The sequence below is a fragment of the Pseudomonas amygdali genome (genome assembly GCF_002699855.1).
Lineage (GTDB): Bacteria > Pseudomonadota > Gammaproteobacteria > Pseudomonadales > Pseudomonadaceae > Aquipseudomonas > Aquipseudomonas amygdali.
Genome location: NZ_LKBW01000291.1, coordinates 14,154 through 31,094 on the forward strand (window position 1 = coordinate 14,154; position 16,941 = coordinate 31,094).

Annotated in this window: 14 protein-coding genes and 1 pseudogene; 3 read left to right on the plus strand and 12 right to left on the minus strand. The window is 59.3% G+C overall.

Annotated elements, in window-relative coordinates:
• Positions 1-18: 18 nt before the first annotated feature.
• The 11 genes from astD to acs form a co-directional block, all read right to left on the minus strand.
• The gene (gene astD, locus AO277_RS22260; RefSeq protein ID WP_161795791.1) at positions 19-1,488 is read right to left on the minus strand and encodes a succinylglutamate-semialdehyde dehydrogenase; all 1,470 of its coding nucleotides are present in this window, start codon (positions 1,486-1,488) and stop codon (positions 19-21) included.
• Entirely contained in the window at positions 1,485-2,510 is a 1,026-nt protein-coding gene (gene astA, locus AO277_RS22265) for an arginine N-succinyltransferase (protein ID WP_044318803.1), read from the minus strand. The genes astD and astA overlap by 4 nt, the downstream gene beginning before the upstream one ends.
• 63 nt (positions 2,511-2,573) lie before the next feature.
• Positions 2,574-3,605, minus strand: coding sequence for an arginine/ornithine succinyltransferase subunit alpha (gene aruF, locus AO277_RS22270; RefSeq protein ID WP_044318804.1), 1,032 nt, complete (start codon positions 3,603-3,605; stop codon positions 2,574-2,576).
• A gap of 132 nt (positions 3,606-3,737) precedes the next feature.
• Positions 3,738-4,955: an aspartate aminotransferase family protein gene (locus AO277_RS22275; protein WP_005731375.1), complete on the minus strand. Its 1,218-nt coding sequence runs from the start codon at positions 4,953-4,955 to the stop codon at positions 3,738-3,740.
• Between the two features lie 236 nt (positions 4,956-5,191).
• On the minus strand, positions 5,192-6,184 hold the full coding sequence (argR, locus tag AO277_RS22285) for a transcriptional regulator ArgR (RefSeq protein WP_044318805.1): 993 nt from the start codon (positions 6,182-6,184) through the stop codon (positions 5,192-5,194).
• Positions 6,185-6,319: 135 nt separating this feature from the next.
• Positions 6,320-7,084 carry an ABC transporter ATP-binding protein gene (locus AO277_RS22290; RefSeq protein ID WP_099259123.1) on the minus strand — a complete coding sequence of 255 codons (765 nt, stop codon included), beginning with the start codon at positions 7,082-7,084 and terminating at the stop codon, positions 6,320-6,322.
• Positions 7,085-7,106: 22 nt separating this feature from the next.
• On the minus strand, positions 7,107-8,219 hold the full coding sequence (locus AO277_RS22295) for a succinylglutamate desuccinylase/aspartoacylase family protein (RefSeq protein ID WP_005746292.1): 1,113 nt from the start codon (positions 8,217-8,219) through the stop codon (positions 7,107-7,109).
• Position 8,220: 1 nt separating this feature from the next.
• The gene (locus AO277_RS22300) at positions 8,221-8,919 is read right to left on the minus strand and encodes an ABC transporter permease (RefSeq protein ID WP_002554441.1); all 699 of its coding nucleotides are present in this window, start codon (positions 8,917-8,919) and stop codon (positions 8,221-8,223) included.
• Complete coding sequence (locus AO277_RS22305) at positions 8,916-9,605, minus strand: ABC transporter permease (RefSeq protein ID WP_044318807.1); 690 nt, start codon at positions 9,603-9,605, stop codon at positions 8,916-8,918. Before AO277_RS22305 ends, AO277_RS22300 begins: the two co-directional genes overlap by 4 nt.
• A gap of 84 nt (positions 9,606-9,689) precedes the next feature.
• The gene (gene aotJ, locus AO277_RS22310) at positions 9,690-10,466 is read right to left on the minus strand and encodes an L-arginine-binding protein AotJ (RefSeq protein WP_002554443.1); all 777 of its coding nucleotides are present in this window, start codon (positions 10,464-10,466) and stop codon (positions 9,690-9,692) included.
• A 529-nt stretch (positions 10,467-10,995) separates the two neighbouring features.
• On the minus strand, positions 10,996-12,951 hold the full coding sequence (gene acs / locus AO277_RS22315; RefSeq protein WP_044318808.1) for an acetate--CoA ligase: 1,956 nt from the start codon (positions 12,949-12,951) through the stop codon (positions 10,996-10,998).
• A gap of 311 nt (positions 12,952-13,262) precedes the next feature.
• Between acs and AO277_RS22320 the strand changes: the two genes are divergently transcribed.
• Positions 13,263-13,529: a DUF2790 domain-containing protein gene (locus tag AO277_RS22320; RefSeq protein WP_002554445.1), complete on the plus strand. Its 267-nt coding sequence runs from the start codon at positions 13,263-13,265 to the stop codon at positions 13,527-13,529.
• A gap of 83 nt (positions 13,530-13,612) precedes the next feature.
• Here the strand turns inward: AO277_RS22320 and AO277_RS22325 are convergent.
• Positions 13,613-15,203, minus strand: a pseudogene (locus AO277_RS22325) (sigma-54-dependent transcriptional regulator).
• 267 nt (positions 15,204-15,470) lie between these two features.
• Here AO277_RS22325 and phhA point away from each other — a divergent pair.
• Complete coding sequence (gene phhA / locus AO277_RS22330) at positions 15,471-16,268, plus strand: phenylalanine 4-monooxygenase (RefSeq protein ID WP_031595692.1); 798 nt, start codon at positions 15,471-15,473, stop codon at positions 16,266-16,268.
• A gap of 35 nt (positions 16,269-16,303) precedes the next feature.
• On the plus strand, positions 16,304-16,660 hold the full coding sequence (locus AO277_RS22335; RefSeq protein ID WP_010216012.1) for a 4a-hydroxytetrahydrobiopterin dehydratase: 357 nt from the start codon (positions 16,304-16,306) through the stop codon (positions 16,658-16,660).
• Positions 16,661-16,941: the final 281 nt, after the last annotated feature.

Consider the following 16,941-nt stretch of genomic DNA (forward strand, 5'->3'; position numbering starts at 1 on the left):
GCAATCGTGCGCACCCTGTCAGCTCAGCCTGATGCCGGGGGTCAGTGTCAACGGCAGGGTCAGGCTGCCCGCCTCCAGCGAAGCCACCGGATAGGCGCAATAGTCGGCTGCGTAATAAGCGCTGGCGCGGTGGTTGCCCGAGGCGCCGACCCCGCCGAACGGTGCGCTGCTGGCGGCGCCGGTCAGCTGTTTGTTCCAGTTGACGATCCCGGCGCGGCTGTGCAGCCAGAACTGCTGATAGCGCGCTTCGGAGTCCGAGAGCAAGCCTGCCGCCAGGCCATAGCGAGTGGCGTTGGCTTCGGCGATGGCGGCGTCGAAACCGGCGTAGCGGATAACCTGCAACAGCGGGCCGAACAGCTCTTCGTCAGGCCGCTCGGCGACCGCGCTGACATCGATAATGCCCGGCGTCAGCAGCGCTGCTCCGGCCTGCGGCTGACGCATTTCCAGCAAGGTCACTGCGCCGTTGGCGAGCAGGTTGCGCTGCGCGTCGAGCAAGGCGTGTGCGGCCTCCAGTGAAATGACCGAGCCCATGAACGGAGACGGCTGCTGATCGAACGCCCCCACCTCGATAGTCGCGCTGACGGCAACCAGCCGCGCCAGCAAGGCATCGCCCCAGTCGCCCTTGGGCACCAACAGGCGACGCGCGCACGTGCAGCGCTGGCCTGCAGAAATGAACGCCGACTGAATGATGGTGTAAACCGCTGCGTCGATGTCCTGAACCTGATCAACGATCAGTGGATTGTTACCGCCCATTTCCAACGCGAGAATTTTGTCGGGACGCCCGGCGAACTGTTGGTGCAGCGCATCACCGGTGCGGCTTGAGCCGGTGAAGAACAGCCCGTCGATGCCTGGGCTGGCAGCCAGTGCGATACCGGTTTCGCGCCCGCCTTGCAGCAGGTTGAGAACACCGGCAGGCAACCCGGCTTCGATCCAGCACTTGATGGTCAGTTCGGCGACTTTCGGCGTCAGTTCGCTGGGCTTGAACACTACCGTATTGCCCGCCAGCAAGGCCGGAACGATGTGCCCGTTAGGCAAATGACCAGGAAAGTTGTACGGCCCGAACACCGCGACCACACCATGTGGCTTATGGCGCAATACTGCGGTGGCATCGCCCAGCGGCCCGCTCTTTTCGCCGGTTCGTTCGCGATAGCTCTGCACCGAGATGGCAATCTTGTTGACCATGCTGGTTACTTCGGTCGCCGACTCCCACAAAGGCTTGCCGGTTTCTTCACCGATGCAATGCGCCAGTTCATCGGCGCGGCCATTGAGGCTGGCAGCAAAGGCCTCCAGCACAGCAATGCGCTGATCCAGAGAGCGCTGCGCCCAGCCGGGAAATGCCTGACGCGCAGCCTGCACTGCGTAATCGACTTGTTCTGGCGTAGCAGCCTGCCCGGACCAGAGCGTTTGCTGGCTCACCGGGTTCAACGAATGGAACAGCTCGCCCTGCCCGGCCTGCCATGCACCTGCAATGTAGAGGGTACTCATCAAACGCCCTCCCGCGCCGCAGACAAAGGCACGGCGCGCACGTTGTCGCCTGCACTCATGCGCAGCCGCTTGGCGGTTTGTGGCGCAACCACCAGCGTGCCAGCGGCGAAACGCGCAGCGCCTACCGTAATGCGGCAGTCTTCACGCTTGCGGTTGTAAATCAGAAACTGCGGCGCATCGTCACCTGGCGTACCGATGGCCAGTACCAGCGTCTGGCTGTCCTTGATTGCGCGAATCTTGCCGGTCTCGCACTCGATGGCAGGCCCAGCATCGAAGATGTCGACGTAACCCTGATACGAGAAACCCTCGCCCTTGAGCATGGTCAGCGCAGGCTCGGTGTCGACATGCACGCGGCCGATCACATTGCGTGCATCTTCGGAAAGAAAGCAGCTATAAAGCGGAAATTTGGGCATCAGCTCGGCAATGAATGCCTTGTTGCCAACGCCGGTCAGGTAATCGGCCTGACTGAATTCCATCTTGAAGAAATGCCGACCCAGACTTTCCCAGAACGGCGACCGGCCATTCTCGTCGGACATGCCACGCATCTCGGCAATGATCTTGTTACCGAACAGCTTCGGAAATTCGGCGATGAACAGCATGCGCGCCTTGGACAGCAGGCGGCCATTGAGGCCATTGCGTGAATCGCTGTGCAGGAACAGCGAGCACAGCTCGGAATTGCCGGTCAGGTCGTTGGCCAGGAACAGGGTCGGGATTTCCCGGTAGATGTTCAGTTCCTGCGACGCACTGACCGTGAGGCCGACCCGATAGTTGTACCAGGGCTCGCGCAGGCCGACCGCCCCGGCGATGGCAGAGATACCGACCACCCGACCATCGTCATCTTCAAGCACGAACAGATAGTCGGCATCGCCGCGCTCGGCTTCTCCGCGAAAGGTCTTTTCAGCCCAGCCTACCCGGTGCGCGAGACGCTGCTCATTGGCGGGCAGTGTCGTCAGACCGGCACCGGTGCTGCGCGCCAGCTCGATCAGCGCAGGCAGGTCACTGCTGCGTACAGGACGAACGATCATGTTATCTCCTCAGCGGCTCATCGAGAGCCTTGAAACTCGCTAATCGGCTATCGAACGTCTGGCTCAGACCGCGACGATCCGCACACTGGCACCTTCACCAACGCCCAGTGCTTCGGCGGCCTGCAGGCTCAGCACCACCGGTCTGCCAGGTGCCCAGTCCAGTTCCAGGAGCACCGCGCGGTAATCCTGCAACAGGCCGTTGGCAACCAGATAAAGACGCCCGCCTGTGCCGACATCGCTGCTTTGCGCGGTTTCGACCTTGACCGGCACCAGACGGCTCTGCGCGATGGACCGGATTCCGGATACCTTGGCATGCAGGGTCGGGCCACCGTCGAAGATGTCGATGTAATGGTCGGTTTCAAAGCCTTCGCGCATCAGGATGTCGAAGGTGATCTGCGCACGCGGATGCACCTGACCCATGGCCTCCTGCGCAGCGTCAGGCAGCAATGGCACGTAGATCGGGTAATGCGGCATCAGCTCGGCGAGGAAGGTCCGGCTTTTCAGCCCGCACAGGCGCTCGGCAGCGGCGTAGTTGAGATCGAAGAAGTTGCGCCCGATGGCATCCCAGAATGGCGAATCTCCCTGTTCGTCGCTGTAACCGACGATCTCGGTGACCACCGAATCGGCGAAACGCTCGGGGTGACTGGCAACAAACAGCAGGCGGCCGCGAGAGTTGAGCTCCGACCAAGCAGTGCCAAGCAGCTCCGGGACCACGTAGAAACTGGTCAGCAGGCTGTTACCGGTCAGGTCGTGACACTGGGACAGAACATGGATCTTGTTATGGATCTTCAGTTCGCGGGAAGCATGCACGAAGGTTTCGTTGCGAAAACTGTAAAACGGCTCGGAGTAGCCCGCCGAAGCAACAATGCCCGAGCAGCCCACCAGCTTGCCGCTTTCGCTGTCTTCGAGCACGAAGAAGTAGGTTTCTTCGCCGTTGAAGCTGACCTCGGCGGCGAATGATGCCTCCGACGAGCCGATCTTGTCGGTCAGGCGGCCAGCATCGTCGGGCAAGGACGTGACACCGATAGGGCTGTCGGCAGCGAGGCGTTGAACCTCGGCCAGATCAGCCATTTGCGCAGGGCGCATCACCAGCATGGTGCCACTCCTTGTAGATCGACCGGCATTTACGCCGGCACTGGTAAAAGCACCACACGGCATCATGCCGCACAGCACAGGAAAATGTCCGGTGTTTGCCGATCAGGCAGACACCGGGATAAAGCGGATGAATCAGGACGTCAGCTTGGCGATGGCACGCTCGAAGCGGTTCAGGCCTTCTTCGATGTCTGCGTCTTCAATCACCAGGCTCGGCGCGAAACGGATCACGTCGGGACCGGCCTGCAGAATCATCAGATCCTGGGCTTCAGCGGCGTTGAAAATGTCCTTGGCCTTGCCTTTCCAGGCGTCGGACAGCACGCAGCCGATCAACAGGCCCAGGCCGCGCACTTCGGTGAACACGCCATATTGCTGGCCGATGCTCTCCAGGCGAGTCTTGAATTGCTGATGCTTGCGCTGCACGCCAGCCAGCACTTCAGGCGTATTGACGACATCAATCACCGCCTCACCGACCGCGCAGGCCAGCGGGTTGCCGCCATACGTGGTGCCGTGAACGCCGACCGCAAAGTGTTTGGCAAGTTTTTCAGTGGTCAGCATGGCCGCCAGGGGGAAGCCGCCACCGATGCTTTTAGCGCTGGAAAGGATGTCCGGGGTCACGCCGTAATGCATGTAGGCGAACAGATGACCGCTACGGCCCATGCCGCTCTGCACTTCATCGAATACCAGCAACGCGTTGTGCTCGTCACACAGCTTGCGCGCGCCTTGCAGGTATTCCAGCTGGCCCGGCAACACGCCGCCCTCGCCTTGAATCGGCTCCAGCACCACGGCGCAGGTCTTGTCGGTAACAGCCGCTTTCAACGCTTCAAGGTCGTTGTACGGCACGTGGCTGATGCCGGTGATTTTCGGCCCGAAACCATCGGAGTATTTCGGCTGGCCACCGACGCTGACAGTGAACAGGGTGCGGCCATGAAAACTGTTCAGCGCCGCGATGATTTCGTATTTTTCCGGGCCGTACTGGTCATGCGCCACACGACGCGCCAGCTTGAAGGCGGCTTCGTTGGCTTCAGCACCCGAGTTACAGAAGAACACGCGCTCGGCGAAGGTCGAATCCACCAGCTTTTTCGCCAGACGCAGGGTCGGCTCGTTGGTGAAAACGTTGGACACATGCCAGAGGTTGTTGGCCTGCTCGGTCAAGGCACCGACCAGCGCCGGATGGCAGTGGCCCAATACGTTGACGGCGATCCCGCCCGAGAAATCCACCAGTTCGCGCCCCGCCTGATCCCAGACCCGGGAACCCGCACCGCGCACGGGAATGAACCCGGCCGGGGCGTAATTGGGGACCATTACCTGGTCGAAATCGGCGCGTTGCACCGCAGCATGCTCAACGGACATCGGAGTCTCCTGATGAGGAACGCCTGCCTGAAACTGGCGAGCGATGGGAAGATTGTAAGGACTGAATTGTGTTCGGCCTTGCCGCCAGGCGACAACTTGTTACAGCGCAAAACCGGGTTTTTTCAAGGTTTTCGGCAATGCGACATATTGCGTCACAAAGGCGCAGTTTAAACGGATTGAGGCCGGCCTGTCTGGACCAGAGCTGTCGCGGCAGCACTTCTATCGTGACAAGACAATCAACCGCGTTCGGCAGGCACCGGCGAAAGTTCGAACGGGCTGCTGCTGCGTCGCTGGTTGCGGTCTTCACGCGGCGTGGCACCGAAGAAGTTGCGGTAGGCGCTGGAGAAGTGCGGCCCCGAGGAAAAACCGCACGAAAGACCGATCTGAATGATCGACTTGCTGGTCTGCATCAACATCTGACGCGCCTTGTTCAGGCGCAGCTCCAGGTAATACTGACTGGGTACACGGTTGAGGTACTGCTTGAAGATTCGCTCCAGCTGACGGCGCGACACACACACGTGCTGGGCGATTTCGTCAGTGGTCAACGGCTCTTCGATGTTGGCTTCCATCAACAGTACAGCCTGGGTCAGCTTTGGATGGCTGGAGCCCAGACGGTTCTGCAACGGAATGCGCTGACGCTCGCCGCCTTCGCGAATGCGTTCGACAACCAGTTCTTCGGAAACCGCCCCGGCCAGTTCCGCGCCATGATCGCGAGACAGCACCGCGAGCAGCAGGTCGAGCACCGACATGCCACCGCAGGCGGTCAGACGATCCCGGTCCCAGTCGAACAAATGGCTGGTGGCGATGACCTTGGGGAAGCGCTCGGCGAAGTCGTCCTGCCAGCGCCAGTGCACGGCAGCGCGATAGCCATCCAGCAGGCCCAGTTGCGCGAGCGGGTAAACGCCCGCCGACAGCCCGCCAATCGAACAGCCGGCACGCACCAGTTGCTTGAGCGCGCTGCCCAGCGCCGGAGCCACGGCTGCCGGAGGCTCATCAGCGAGCAGAAACAGCTTCTGAAAACCGTCCAGTCGCCCGGTCCAGGGCTCGCCCGGCAATTGCCAGGCTCCGGCAACCGCTGTCGGCGCCCCTGCCTCGGCCTGTAGAAACGACAATTCGTAGACCACTTCAGGATGAACGCGCTGAGCGACACGCAAGGCTTCCTCGGCAAGTGCCAGAGTCAGGGCTTTGGTGCCAGGCCAGACGAGAAAACCTATTCGATGGGCAGTCATTGGGACATCCGATACGTATTGCCGCAAAAGCCGAGCCTCAGAAGATGGCTCGATCTGGAACATCCAGGTCATGTCGCGCGTCGCGCAGCATGCCCTGTTCTGCCGTAAAAAGGCATCGCCATGCGATGCCGATCGTCACTTGAGGCTGCCGGACAGGAACTGCTGCAGACGCTCGGTCTGCGGGTTGGCCAGTACCTCGCGCGGGTCACCACGCTCCAGAACCACACCCTGGTGCAGGAAAACCAGCTGGTTGGAGACTTCCCGGGCAAAGCCCATTTCGTGAGTCACCACCACCATGGTCCGGCCTTCCTGAGCCAGCCCCTGCATGACCTTGAGCACATCACCAACCAGTTCAGGGTCGAGCGCCGAGGTAAGCTCGTCGAACAGCATCACTTCAGGTTCCATCGCCAGCGCGCGGGCAATGGCCACACGCTGCTGCTCGCCACCGGACATGTGTCCTGGATAAGCGTCCTTACGATGGGACACGCCGACCTTGGCCAGGTAGTGCTCGGCTTTTTCCAGCGCTTCCTTTTTCGACACGCCCAGAACATGAACCGGCGCTTCGATGATGTTCTGCAGCGCCGTCATGTGCGACCACAGGTTGAAGTGCTGGAACACCATCGACAGACGTGAGCGCATGCGCTGCAACTGTCTGGCGTCGGCAGCTTTCAGACCGCCGTCCTTGTTCGGCACCAGCTTCAACTCTTCGTTGTTGAGCAGGATCTTGCCGGCATGGGGCTGTTCGAGCAGGTTGATGCAGCGCAGAAAGGTGCTTTTGCCCGAGCCGCTGGAGCCGATGATGCTGATGACATCGCCAGCTTTGGCGGTCAGGGACACGCCCTTGATCACTTCGTGACTGCCATAGCGCTTGTGCAGGTCCTGCACTTCCAGTTTGTTCATGCTTTGGGTTCCCACAGAACGGTCAATCACTGAGCAGACGTCCATGACGCAGCGCGGTGCGCCCCGCCACTTTGGCCAGCCAGAAACCTGGTTGAGCGTAACGAAGCCGCTCGATGGCAAACAGCACCCCGGCAGTATTCGCACAAATGGTACTGACCTGATCGGACAGCGGGTCGATGACTTCGAACAGCGCATCGCCGATTTCGACTTTATCGCCTGCGGCACGCAGGAATGTCACCACGCCAGGATGCGGCGCATAGAGCAATTCGGTACCTTCGAATGGCAGACCTTCGCAGGCTTGATGTGCCGGCTGCGGCCAGTCACCGCTGATAAAACCCTGTTCGGCCAGAAACGCCAGAATGCCTTCGGCGTGCGCTTGCGCCTGAGGCTTGCCGGTGTCGGCCTGACCACCCAGCTCAAGGGTGGTCGCCAGACACGCCAGCGGGATCTGCGCCTGCGGGAAGGTCCGTGACAGACGCAACCACGGCAGCGAACAGGCTTCATCGAAGGAACTGCCACCGGAATCCTCGGCCAGCAGTGCCACCTGAATATTCAGGTGCGCCGACAGCGAGCGCCATTGCGGCCAGTGCTGTGGCAAGGCATACATGTGCAGCGCGGCATCGGCATCGCAATGCAGATCCAGCACCACATCAGCGATGCAGGCATGCTTGAGCAGGATGCGCTGCATGCCTTGCAACTCCGATTGCGCGGCAGGCAAGCCTTCAAGTGCAGTCATCATCGCCTGACGAATCAATTGGGTATTGGCGCGCGGGTCATCGCCCAACTGGCCTTCCAGCAACTCGGCGACCGGCTCGCTCAGCTCGGTGAAGTCACGGTTGAAATTCTTGCCGCTGCCGAACTCGAAACGCCCCTGATGCGCACCTTGCAGCAACTGCCCCAGCCCCAGCGGGTTGGCCACCGGCACCAGCTCGACGACGCCCTTGAGCGCGCCTTGCTGTTCCAGCTCGGTCAGGCGTTTCTTCAACTCCCAGGCGGTGCGCATGCCGGGCAGTTCGTCTGCGTGCAGACTGGCCTGAATGTAGGCTTTTCGCTCGCCAGTGCCGAAGCGAAAGACACTCAGCGTGCGTTCGGTGCCGAGGGTGCTCCACGGCAATACATGATCGATTCTTTGCATTTCAGACCTTCCGTGGGGCCAGATAGCCCAGCCAGCGGCGTTCGGCAATTTTGAACAGCCGCACCAGAATGAATGTCAGGCACAGATAGAAAACGCCTGCGGTAACGTAAGCCTCGAACGGCAGGTAGAACTGCGCGTTGACCGTGCGGGCAGCGCCGGTGATGTCGATCAGGGTCACGATGGAGGCCAGACTGGTCGTCTGCAGCATCATGATGACCTCGTTGCTGTACTGCGGCAGCGCCCGGCGCAAGGCCGACGGCAGCAGAATGCGCCGATACATTTTGGCCTTCGACATGCCCATGGCCCGCGCAGCCTCGATTTCACCGGCCGGCGTGGCCTTGAGGCTGCCGGCAATGATCTCGGCCGTATAGGCGCTGGTATTGATAGTGAACGCCAGACAGGCACAGAACGTAGCACTGGACAGCCAAGGCCATAAAAAGCTTTCTCGCACCGCGTCGAACTGGGCCAGCCCGTAATAGATCAGGAACAGCTGGACCAGCATCGGCGTGCCGCGGATCACATAGGTGTACAGCCAGGCCGGCATATTGACCCAAGGGTTTTTCGAGACCCGCATCAGGCCCAGCGGCAACGCCGCGAGCAACCCGAATGCGAGCGAAATCGCCAGCAGTTTCAGGGTGGTCAGCAAGCCGCCGAAGTACAGCGGCAGGCTGTCCCAGATCACGTTGTAGTCAAAGATCATAGGTCAGCCGCCCTGACGCCTACCGAGTAGCGTTTTTCGAGGTAACGCAGAGCGAGCAGCGAAACACTGGTAATCACCAGGTACATCGCTGCAACCGCCAGAAAAAAGGTGAAAGGCTCGCGGGTGGCATCGGCCGCCTGCTTGGCCTTGAACATCATGTCCTGCAGGCCGACCACGGAAATCAGTGCAGTGGCCTTGGTCAAGACCAGCCAGTTATTGGTGAAACCGGGGATCGCCAGACGAATCATCTGCGGCACCAGAATGCGGAAGAACACCTTGCCGCTGCTCAGGCCATACGCCATGCCTGCTTCGGCCTGCCCCTTGGGGATGGCCATGAACGCACCGCGAAAGGTTTCCGAGAGATAGGCACCAAAAATGAAGCCCAGAGTGCAGATCCCGACCAGCAAGGGGTCAAGATCGATGTAGTCATCAAAACCCAGCAGCGGCGCAACGCGGTTAAGCAGGTCCTGACCGCCGTAGAAAATCAGCAATATCAGGACCAGATCGGGAATGCCGCGAATGACCGTGCTGTACAGATCGCCCAGCCAGGCAATCCAGCGTACCGGCGACAGACGAAGCGCCACGCCGATCAGACCGAGAACGATCGCCAGAGCCATCGACGACAGGGCCAGCTGCAACGTCAGCCAGGCACCTTCGAGGATGACAGCTCCGTAACCTTTCAACATGATGTGCGGTCCTCAAGCGTGGAATAAAAATGGCGCAAGCCAGGCAATTCTGTTTGCGCCATTGATCAGGATCGGTATGACGACTTACTTGCCGTAGATATCGAAGTCGAAATATTTGTCCTGGATAGCCTTGTACTTGCCGTTGGCACGGATGGCTGCAATGGCGGCATTCAGACGCTCAAGGTTGGCCTTGTCACCCTTGCGCACGGCGATGCCGATGCCGTCACCGAAGTATTTCGGGTCGGTAAACGATGGACCTGTGAACGCGTAACCCTTGCCTGCGTCGGTCTTCAGGAAACCGTCCTGCAGCAGGGTGGCGTCGGCAATAGTGCCATCCAGACGACCCGCACCGATGTCCAGGTAGATTTCGTTCTGCGAACCGTACGGCGTCACTTCCACACCTTTGGGAGCAAGAACTTCACGGGCGAAACGCTCATGGATCGAACCGCGCTGCACGCCGATTTTCTTGCCCTTGAGTTCCGCCAGGCTATCGCTGATCACGGTGCCGTCTTTCATGACCAGACGGGCCGGGGAATTGTAGTACTTGCCGGTGAAATCCACAGACTTCTTGCGGTCGTCGGTGATCGACATGGACGAAAGGATCGCGTCGATCTTGCGCACTTTCAGCGCCGGGATAAGGCCGTCGAATTCCTGCTCGACCCAGGTGCACTTGACCTTCATTTCTTCACACAGCGCATTGCCGATGTCGTAGTCAAAACCGACGATGCTGCCATCCGGAGCCTTGGACGCGAACGGAGGGTAAGCCGCTTCGATGCCGATTTTCAGCGGTTTTTCATCAGCAAAGATCGGCTGGGCGAGCACGGACAACGCCATCGCGCCAATAAGCATGAGCTTCTTCATTTCAACGACTCCATCGGTAAAGCACGACAAGTGGCAAAGTGAGCAAGCGCCCAATGTGCGAAAGGACAATCTCGGGGGAGAGCGACGCCGGGGGCGTGACACCGCATTGGTGGCTCACGGACCTTCGGCGAATGACGGGCATTTTAACGACAGGCTCGAAGTCGATATTTCTTCAATGCGACAACTAGTTACAGATGCACCGAAAAACCCACTACCAGCTATTGACGAAGCATATTTCTGCTGATCCAGCAGAGCCAGCCAAACCTGTCATAACAGCAAAAAGCGCGCCCATTATTGGCAAACCCTTCTAATCCGGCAAGCCCAGCGTTCCATATGGCGGATGAAACGCCCTGATGCGTCGCAGCTTCCTACAAGAAAGCCAGAGAACGTCCCACAATGAAGCACCGTCCGACAACGCCGTGTAAACCCGTAACAAACCGATATATATCTCGTTTCCGATACCGGGCCGCACAAACAAAAGCGCCCCGCCCGCCATTAACCGGACGAGGCGCGCTCAGTCAATGAGCGGTCAGGCAGCGTTCATGGTCTTGTGCGTGTCAATCAGGTGCTGCACCACACCCGGATCGGCCAGCGTCGAGATGTCACCCAGCGCATCGTACTCAGCGGTGGCGATCTTGCGCAGGATACGGCGCATGATCTTCCCCGAACGGGTCTTCGGCAATCCAGGTGCCCACTGGATGAAATCAGGCGAAGCAATCGGGCCGATCTCCTTGCGCACCCAGTTGCGCAACTCAGTGCGCAGCGCGTCGCTCGGTTCTTCGCCACCGTTGAGGGTGACGTAGACGTAGATGCCCTGCCCTTTCAAGTCATGTGGCACACCGACCACTGCGGCTTCGGCGACTTTCGGGTGCGCAACCATCGCGCTTTCAATCTCTGCGGTGCCCATGCGATGGCCGGAAACGTTAAGCACATCATCTACGCGCCCGGTGATCCAGTAGTAGCCGTCCTCATCGCGACGGGCACCGTCACCGGTGAAGTACATGCCACGGAAGGTCTTGAAGTAGGTGTCGACGAAACGGTCGTGGTCGCCATACAGCGAGCGTGACTGACCCGGCCAGGAATCGAGAATCACCAGATTGCCTTCGGCCGCGCCCTCGATGAGGTTGCCCAGGTTGTCCACCAGCGCCGGAATCACGCCGAAGAACGGACGTGTTGCCGAGCCCGGTTTCAGCGCCGTTGCGCCTGGCAGCGGGCTGATCAGAATGCCACCGGTTTCGGTCTGCCACCAGGTATCGACAATCGGGCAGTTCTGTTTGCCAACGGTGTTGTAGTACCAGCCCCAGGCCTCAGGGTTGATCGGCTCGCCCACCGAACCCAACAGACGCAGACTGGACCCGTCGGCACCTTCAACGGACTTGGTGCCCTCGGCCATCATGGCGCGGATCGCGGTCGGCGCGGTGTAGAGGATATTGACCTTATGCTTGTCGATGATTTTCGACACACGCGTGATGTCCGGGTAGTTCGGCACACCTTCAAACAGCAGCGTGGTTGCACCATTGGCCAAGGGGCCATAGACAATGTAGCTGTGCCCGGTGACCCAGCCGACGTCGGCGGTGCACCAGTAGATTTCGCCCGGCTTGTAGTCAAACACACGCTCGTGGGTCAGCGCCGCATAAAGCAGATAACCTGCGGTGGTGTGCAACACACCCTTGGGTTTGCCGGTCGAGCCCGAAGTGTAGAGGATGAACAGCGACTCTTCGGCCCCCATCTCTTTTGGCGCGCAGGTGCTGGAGGCCACTTCCAGAAGCGAGTGGTACCAGATGTCACGATGACGGTTCCACTCGATTTCGCCACCGGTGCGTTTGCAGACGATGACCTTCTGCACGCTGCTGGTTTCCGGATTGGTCAGTGCACGGTCGACATTCGCCTTGAGCGCAGTCTTCTTGCCACCGCGCAGGCCTTCATCCGCAGTAATGACCACCTTGGAACTGCAATCGATGATCCGGCCAGCCAGTGCTTCCGGCGAGAAACCGCCGAATACCACCGAGTGAATCGCACCGATCCGGGCGCACGCCAGCATGGCGACCACCGCCTCGGGGATCATCGGCATGTAAATAGTGACGACGTCACCACGGTGCACGTCCTGACCGCGCAGTGCGTTGGCAAACTTGCAGACTTCGGCGTGTAGCTCGCGGTAGGTGATTTCACGGTGCTCGGAAGGGTCATCGCCTTCCCAGATGATCGCAATCGTGTCGCCGCGCTCTGCCAGATGGCGATCCAGGCAGTTATAGGCAACGTTCAGCGTACCGTTGGCGAACCATTTGATATCGACCCGATGGTCGTCGAACGAGGTTTGCTTGACCACACTGAAAGGTTTGATCCAGTCGAGGCGCTGAGCCTGTTCACGCCAGAAACCATCAGGGTTGACCACCGACTGCTGGTACATGGCCTTGTAGGTCGCTTCATCCGTCAGCGTAGTCGCTGCGACTTCTGGGCGGACGGGGTACAGGGAAGCTGCACTCATCTTGGTTACCTCGGTGGATAGTTGTTGTTTTATGCACCCGTTGTATCCCGCCCCACCCGGTGGGGCCATTCGACGTTGGTATTACCGGCGGGACCGGAGCGTCAAGCGCCCCCCGGATTATTACCGTTTTGATGAAAGCGCTTATCCAAAGTCTTTATATATGTCGCCATGCAACAGGCCTAGAATTCATCTCGCCAATACGGCAACTATCAGCTGCCCCCACGCAGCCCGCTTCTTGATATCAAACAGAGTTCGTACATGACGCTAAAAACGTGATGCGGACGCGCTCACTTTCAAAAAGGTAAAACACAATGAAAGCTTTATTAGTGACATTGGCACTGTGCGGTGTCAGCAGCTTCGCCATGGCCGAAGAATCGCAGACCAAAGTTGCTGCCCAGCAAGCCCGTGTCGAGCAATACACGTATGGCACTCATCTGGATATCGCCCGGGTTATTTCCATCAGCCAGATCCCCAATGTCTGCGAAGTGGTCCCGGCGCGCATGGTCTATGAAGACTCGCAAGGCGCAAGGCACACCATGAGCTACCAGGTGATGGGCAACGGCTGCAGTAACGGTTGATGCTTTTCGCTGTTGCGACCCGTGCTCGACGCCTCGCAGATATTGATTGCGGGGCGTATACACGAGCGTTGATTGCCGGGTGGTCAATCAGCGGATTGTTGATCGGCTGCGTGCCGGCCTGACTCACGCCCCAACTCATAGCCACGCAACTTGTTGGCAATGGTTGTATGTGACACCCCCAGGCGTTTGCCCAATTGGCGACTGCTGGGATATTGCGCATATAAATGTTCCAGCACCGATTTTTCGAAACGCCCGATAATAGCGTCCAGCCCCCCTTCCAGAGACACGTCGCTCAGCCCTGGCCGCACACCGTAATCCGGCAAACGAATATGCTCGGCCTGCACCTTGCTGCCGTCACACAGCGATACAGCCTGAAACAATACATTTTCCAATTGCCTTACATTTCCGGGCCAGTGGTACTGACTCAGGCGCTTGATGGCAGCCGGCGCAATGCCTGGTAACGGGCAGCCGATCTGGCGGCTGGCGTGATCCAGAAAGTGCTCCACCAGCGGCTCAAGACCGTCCAGACAATCGCGCAACGGCGGTATGTGCAGCGACAGCACATTGAGGCGATGATAAAGGTCCTGCCTGAAGACCCCTTGGGCGCATAGCTCCGACAGGTCGACCTGGGTCGAACACATCACACGCACATCGAGAAACATGTCCTCGTCGCTGCCGACCCGGCGAAAGCTGCCGTCCTGAATGAAACGCAGCAGCTTGGCCTGCATTCGCGCACTCAGCTCACCCACACCATCAAGGAACAGCGTGCCGCCTGCTGTCAGCTCCAGCAACCCGAGCCGGCCTTCCGCTCGCGCGCCCTCGAACGCACCGGGGTCGTAGCCGAACAGCTCAATCTCGGCCATGGACTCCGACAGCCCGGCACAGTTGAGCGCCATCAGCGGTGACTGGCCACGCGGGCTGGCAAGGTGGCAGGCACGGGCCAGCAATTCCTTGCCGGTGCCGGTTTCGCCCTCGATCAGCAGCGGCGCATCGAGTGGTGCCATGCGCCGCGCCTCGCGGACCACCGCAGCCATGACCTTCGAACTCTGAAAGATGCTGTCAAAGCCGCGTAACTCCTGTTTGCGCACATGGTAGATGCGCTCACCAACCCGATCAGCGCGGTGCAGGGTCAATACAGCCCCGGCCATGGCTTCGCTGTCATCGTGCTCCGATTGCAACGGGGCGATGTCGGCGAGAAACACATCGCCGCGCACCTTGACCCGCAGACCATTGATCTGCGACTGGCTGGCCCGCACCAGCTCAGGCAGGTCGAAATCCTCGGCATAGCGCGACAACGGCATCCCCGGCACTTCATCGACCCGCACGCCCAACAACTGCGCGGCTGCACGATTGGCTGCGACGATTGCACCGGCCATGTCGATGGACAGCACAGGGAACTCCAGCGCGCCGAGCAAGGCGTTAAGCTCCATGTGCCGACGCTCGCTGGGCATCAGCCCAACGCGCTTGACGCCGAATACACCGGTGATCGCCTCAAACTTCGGGCGCAGGGCCTGAAACTGCAGATTGATCAGGTTCGGGCAATGCAGATAGATAGCGTCGCCATGCTCGCCCCCCCACTTCACCACGCGCCACGTTGACGCCGTAGGCCACCAACAGATCGAGAATGTCGCGAAGAATGCCGATCCGGTTCTGGCAATGCACCTTGATGCGCATGATTCGGTCGCCCCTGTGAACGTGGGTTTTTAGAGAGTGGCAAAGTTTTCCGTCAACAATACGTTACAGAGGCACGCTTCGCGAGAGAGAAATCTGCTGAATTCATGGTCCACGGGAACCATACGTAAAGTTTTCGTTACGAATTTGGGCGACAAGATGGGAGCGCGACGGCTTTCGCAGGCAGACCCATCGTCGAAAGCGGGTTATTCCTGCAGGCAGGCTTTTACAAAAATACGTTTACAAGAGCAGCCTTTCGAGGACATCAGCATGGCCCAGACGCTTTACGTGGCACGCGAGCCGGACGCTTCGGGCTTCATTGATTACACAGCAGCCGAACATTCGGTATGGAACACTCTGATTACCCGGCAGATGACGATCATTCAAGGTCGGGCCTGCCAGGAGTATCTGGACGGTATCGAGCAACTGGGCCTGCCCCATGAGCGCATTCCGCAGCTGGGTGAAATCAATAAGGTGCTGGGTGCAACCACCGGCTGGCAGGTTGAGCGAGTGCCAGCGCTGATCCCGTTCCAGACGTTCTTTGAACTGCTGGCCAGCAAGCGCTTCCCGGTGGCGACCTTTATTCGCACCGAGGAAGAACTGGATTATCTTCAGGAGCCGGATATCTTTCATGAAATCTTTGGTCACTGCCCACTGCTGACCAATCCGTGGTTTGCCGAATTTACCCATACCTACGGCAAACTCGGCCTGAGCGCGAGCAAGGAACAACGCGTGTACCTGGCCCGGCTGTACTGGATGACCATCGAATTTGGTCTGGTCGATACACCACAGGGGCGCAAAATCTACGGCGGCGGTATTCTTTCTTCGCCCAAGGAAGCGGTGTACAGCCTGTCGCCGGCTCCCGAACACCAGCTATTCGACCCGCTTGAAGCGATGCGCACGCCGTACCGCATCGACATTCTGCAACCGCTGTATTTTGTTCTGCCAAGCCTCAAGCGCCTGTTCGACCTGGCGCAGGAAGACATCATGGCGCTGGTAGAACAGGGCATGCAGTTGGGCTTGCACGCCCCGAAATTCCCACCTAAAACCAAAAGCCACGCGGCCTGAAACGCGGCCAGGTATCTGAAAAGGAAACCCTGTTTATGAGTACCTTGAATCAAGCCCATTGCGAAGCCTGCCGAGCAGACGCCCCACAAGTCAGCGAAGCCGAGCTGCCGGAACTGCTCAAACAGATCCCCGACTGGAACATTGAAGTGCGCGACGGCGTCATGCAGCTGGAAAAAGTATTCCTGTTCAGGAACTTCAAATTCGCTTTGGCGTTCACTAACGCGGTCGGCGAGATTGCCGAGGCTGAAGGCCACCATCCAGGCCTGCTGACCGAATGGGGCAAAGTGACGGTGACCTGGTGGAGCCACTCGATCAAAGGCCTGCACCGCAACGACTTCATCATGGCCGCACGCACCGATGGAGTGGCCAGTGGCGCCGAAGGCCGCAAATAATTTTGGCGAGAAAGTCCATAAGGGCTATTGCGCCCTGATGCAGTCATAACGCAGTAAAACCAAAGCGTGCAGCGACTCGCAACGCATGGGCCCGGACAGTGAAAATGCGATTTTGTTTCGCTGACGGGCCAATGAGGATAAAAAAATATCCTGATTGTCATTTTCAGTGGGGTATCCTGCGCAGGCTTTTTAAAGCACGGTTCTATCTGCAACCCCGAGACTGTCAGAAATTTTGTGTTCGGGCATAACATGTAGCTAGAGGTGCATGTATGCCGACCAAA

Excerpts from the sequence above, each read along its gene's own strand:
- astA (WP_044318803.1), bottom strand. The coding sequence starts at position 2,510 with ATGATCGTTCGTCCTGTACGCAGCAGTGACCTGCCTGCGCTGATCGAG.
- aruF (WP_044318804.1), bottom strand. The coding sequence starts at position 3,605 with ATGCTGGTGATGCGCCCTGCGCAAATGGCTGATCTGGCCGAGGTTCAA.
- AO277_RS22275 (WP_005731375.1), bottom strand. The coding sequence starts at position 4,955 with ATGTCCGTTGAGCATGCTGCGGTGCAACGCGCCGATTTCGACCAGGTA.
- argR (WP_044318805.1), bottom strand. The coding sequence starts at position 6,184 with ATGACTGCCCATCGAATAGGTTTTCTCGTCTGGCCTGGCACCAAAGCC.
- AO277_RS22290 (WP_099259123.1), bottom strand. The coding sequence starts at position 7,084 with ATGAACAAACTGGAAGTGCAGGACCTGCACAAGCGCTATGGCAGTCAC.
- AO277_RS22295 (WP_005746292.1), bottom strand. The coding sequence starts at position 8,219 with ATGCAAAGAATCGATCATGTATTGCCGTGGAGCACCCTCGGCACCGAA.
- AO277_RS22300 (WP_002554441.1), bottom strand. The coding sequence starts at position 8,919 with ATGATCTTTGACTACAACGTGATCTGGGACAGCCTGCCGCTGTACTTC.
- AO277_RS22305 (WP_044318807.1), bottom strand. The coding sequence starts at position 9,605 with ATGTTGAAAGGTTACGGAGCTGTCATCCTCGAAGGTGCCTGGCTGACG.
- aotJ (WP_002554443.1), bottom strand. The coding sequence starts at position 10,466 with ATGAAGAAGCTCATGCTTATTGGCGCGATGGCGTTGTCCGTGCTCGCC.
- acs (WP_044318808.1), bottom strand. The coding sequence starts at position 12,951 with ATGAGTGCAGCTTCCCTGTACCCCGTCCGCCCAGAAGTCGCAGCGACT.
- AO277_RS22320 (WP_002554445.1), top strand. The coding sequence starts at position 13,263 with ATGAAAGCTTTATTAGTGACATTGGCACTGTGCGGTGTCAGCAGCTTC.
- phhA (WP_031595692.1), top strand. The coding sequence starts at position 15,471 with ATGGCCCAGACGCTTTACGTGGCACGCGAGCCGGACGCTTCGGGCTTC.
- AO277_RS22335 (WP_010216012.1), top strand. The coding sequence starts at position 16,304 with ATGAGTACCTTGAATCAAGCCCATTGCGAAGCCTGCCGAGCAGACGCC.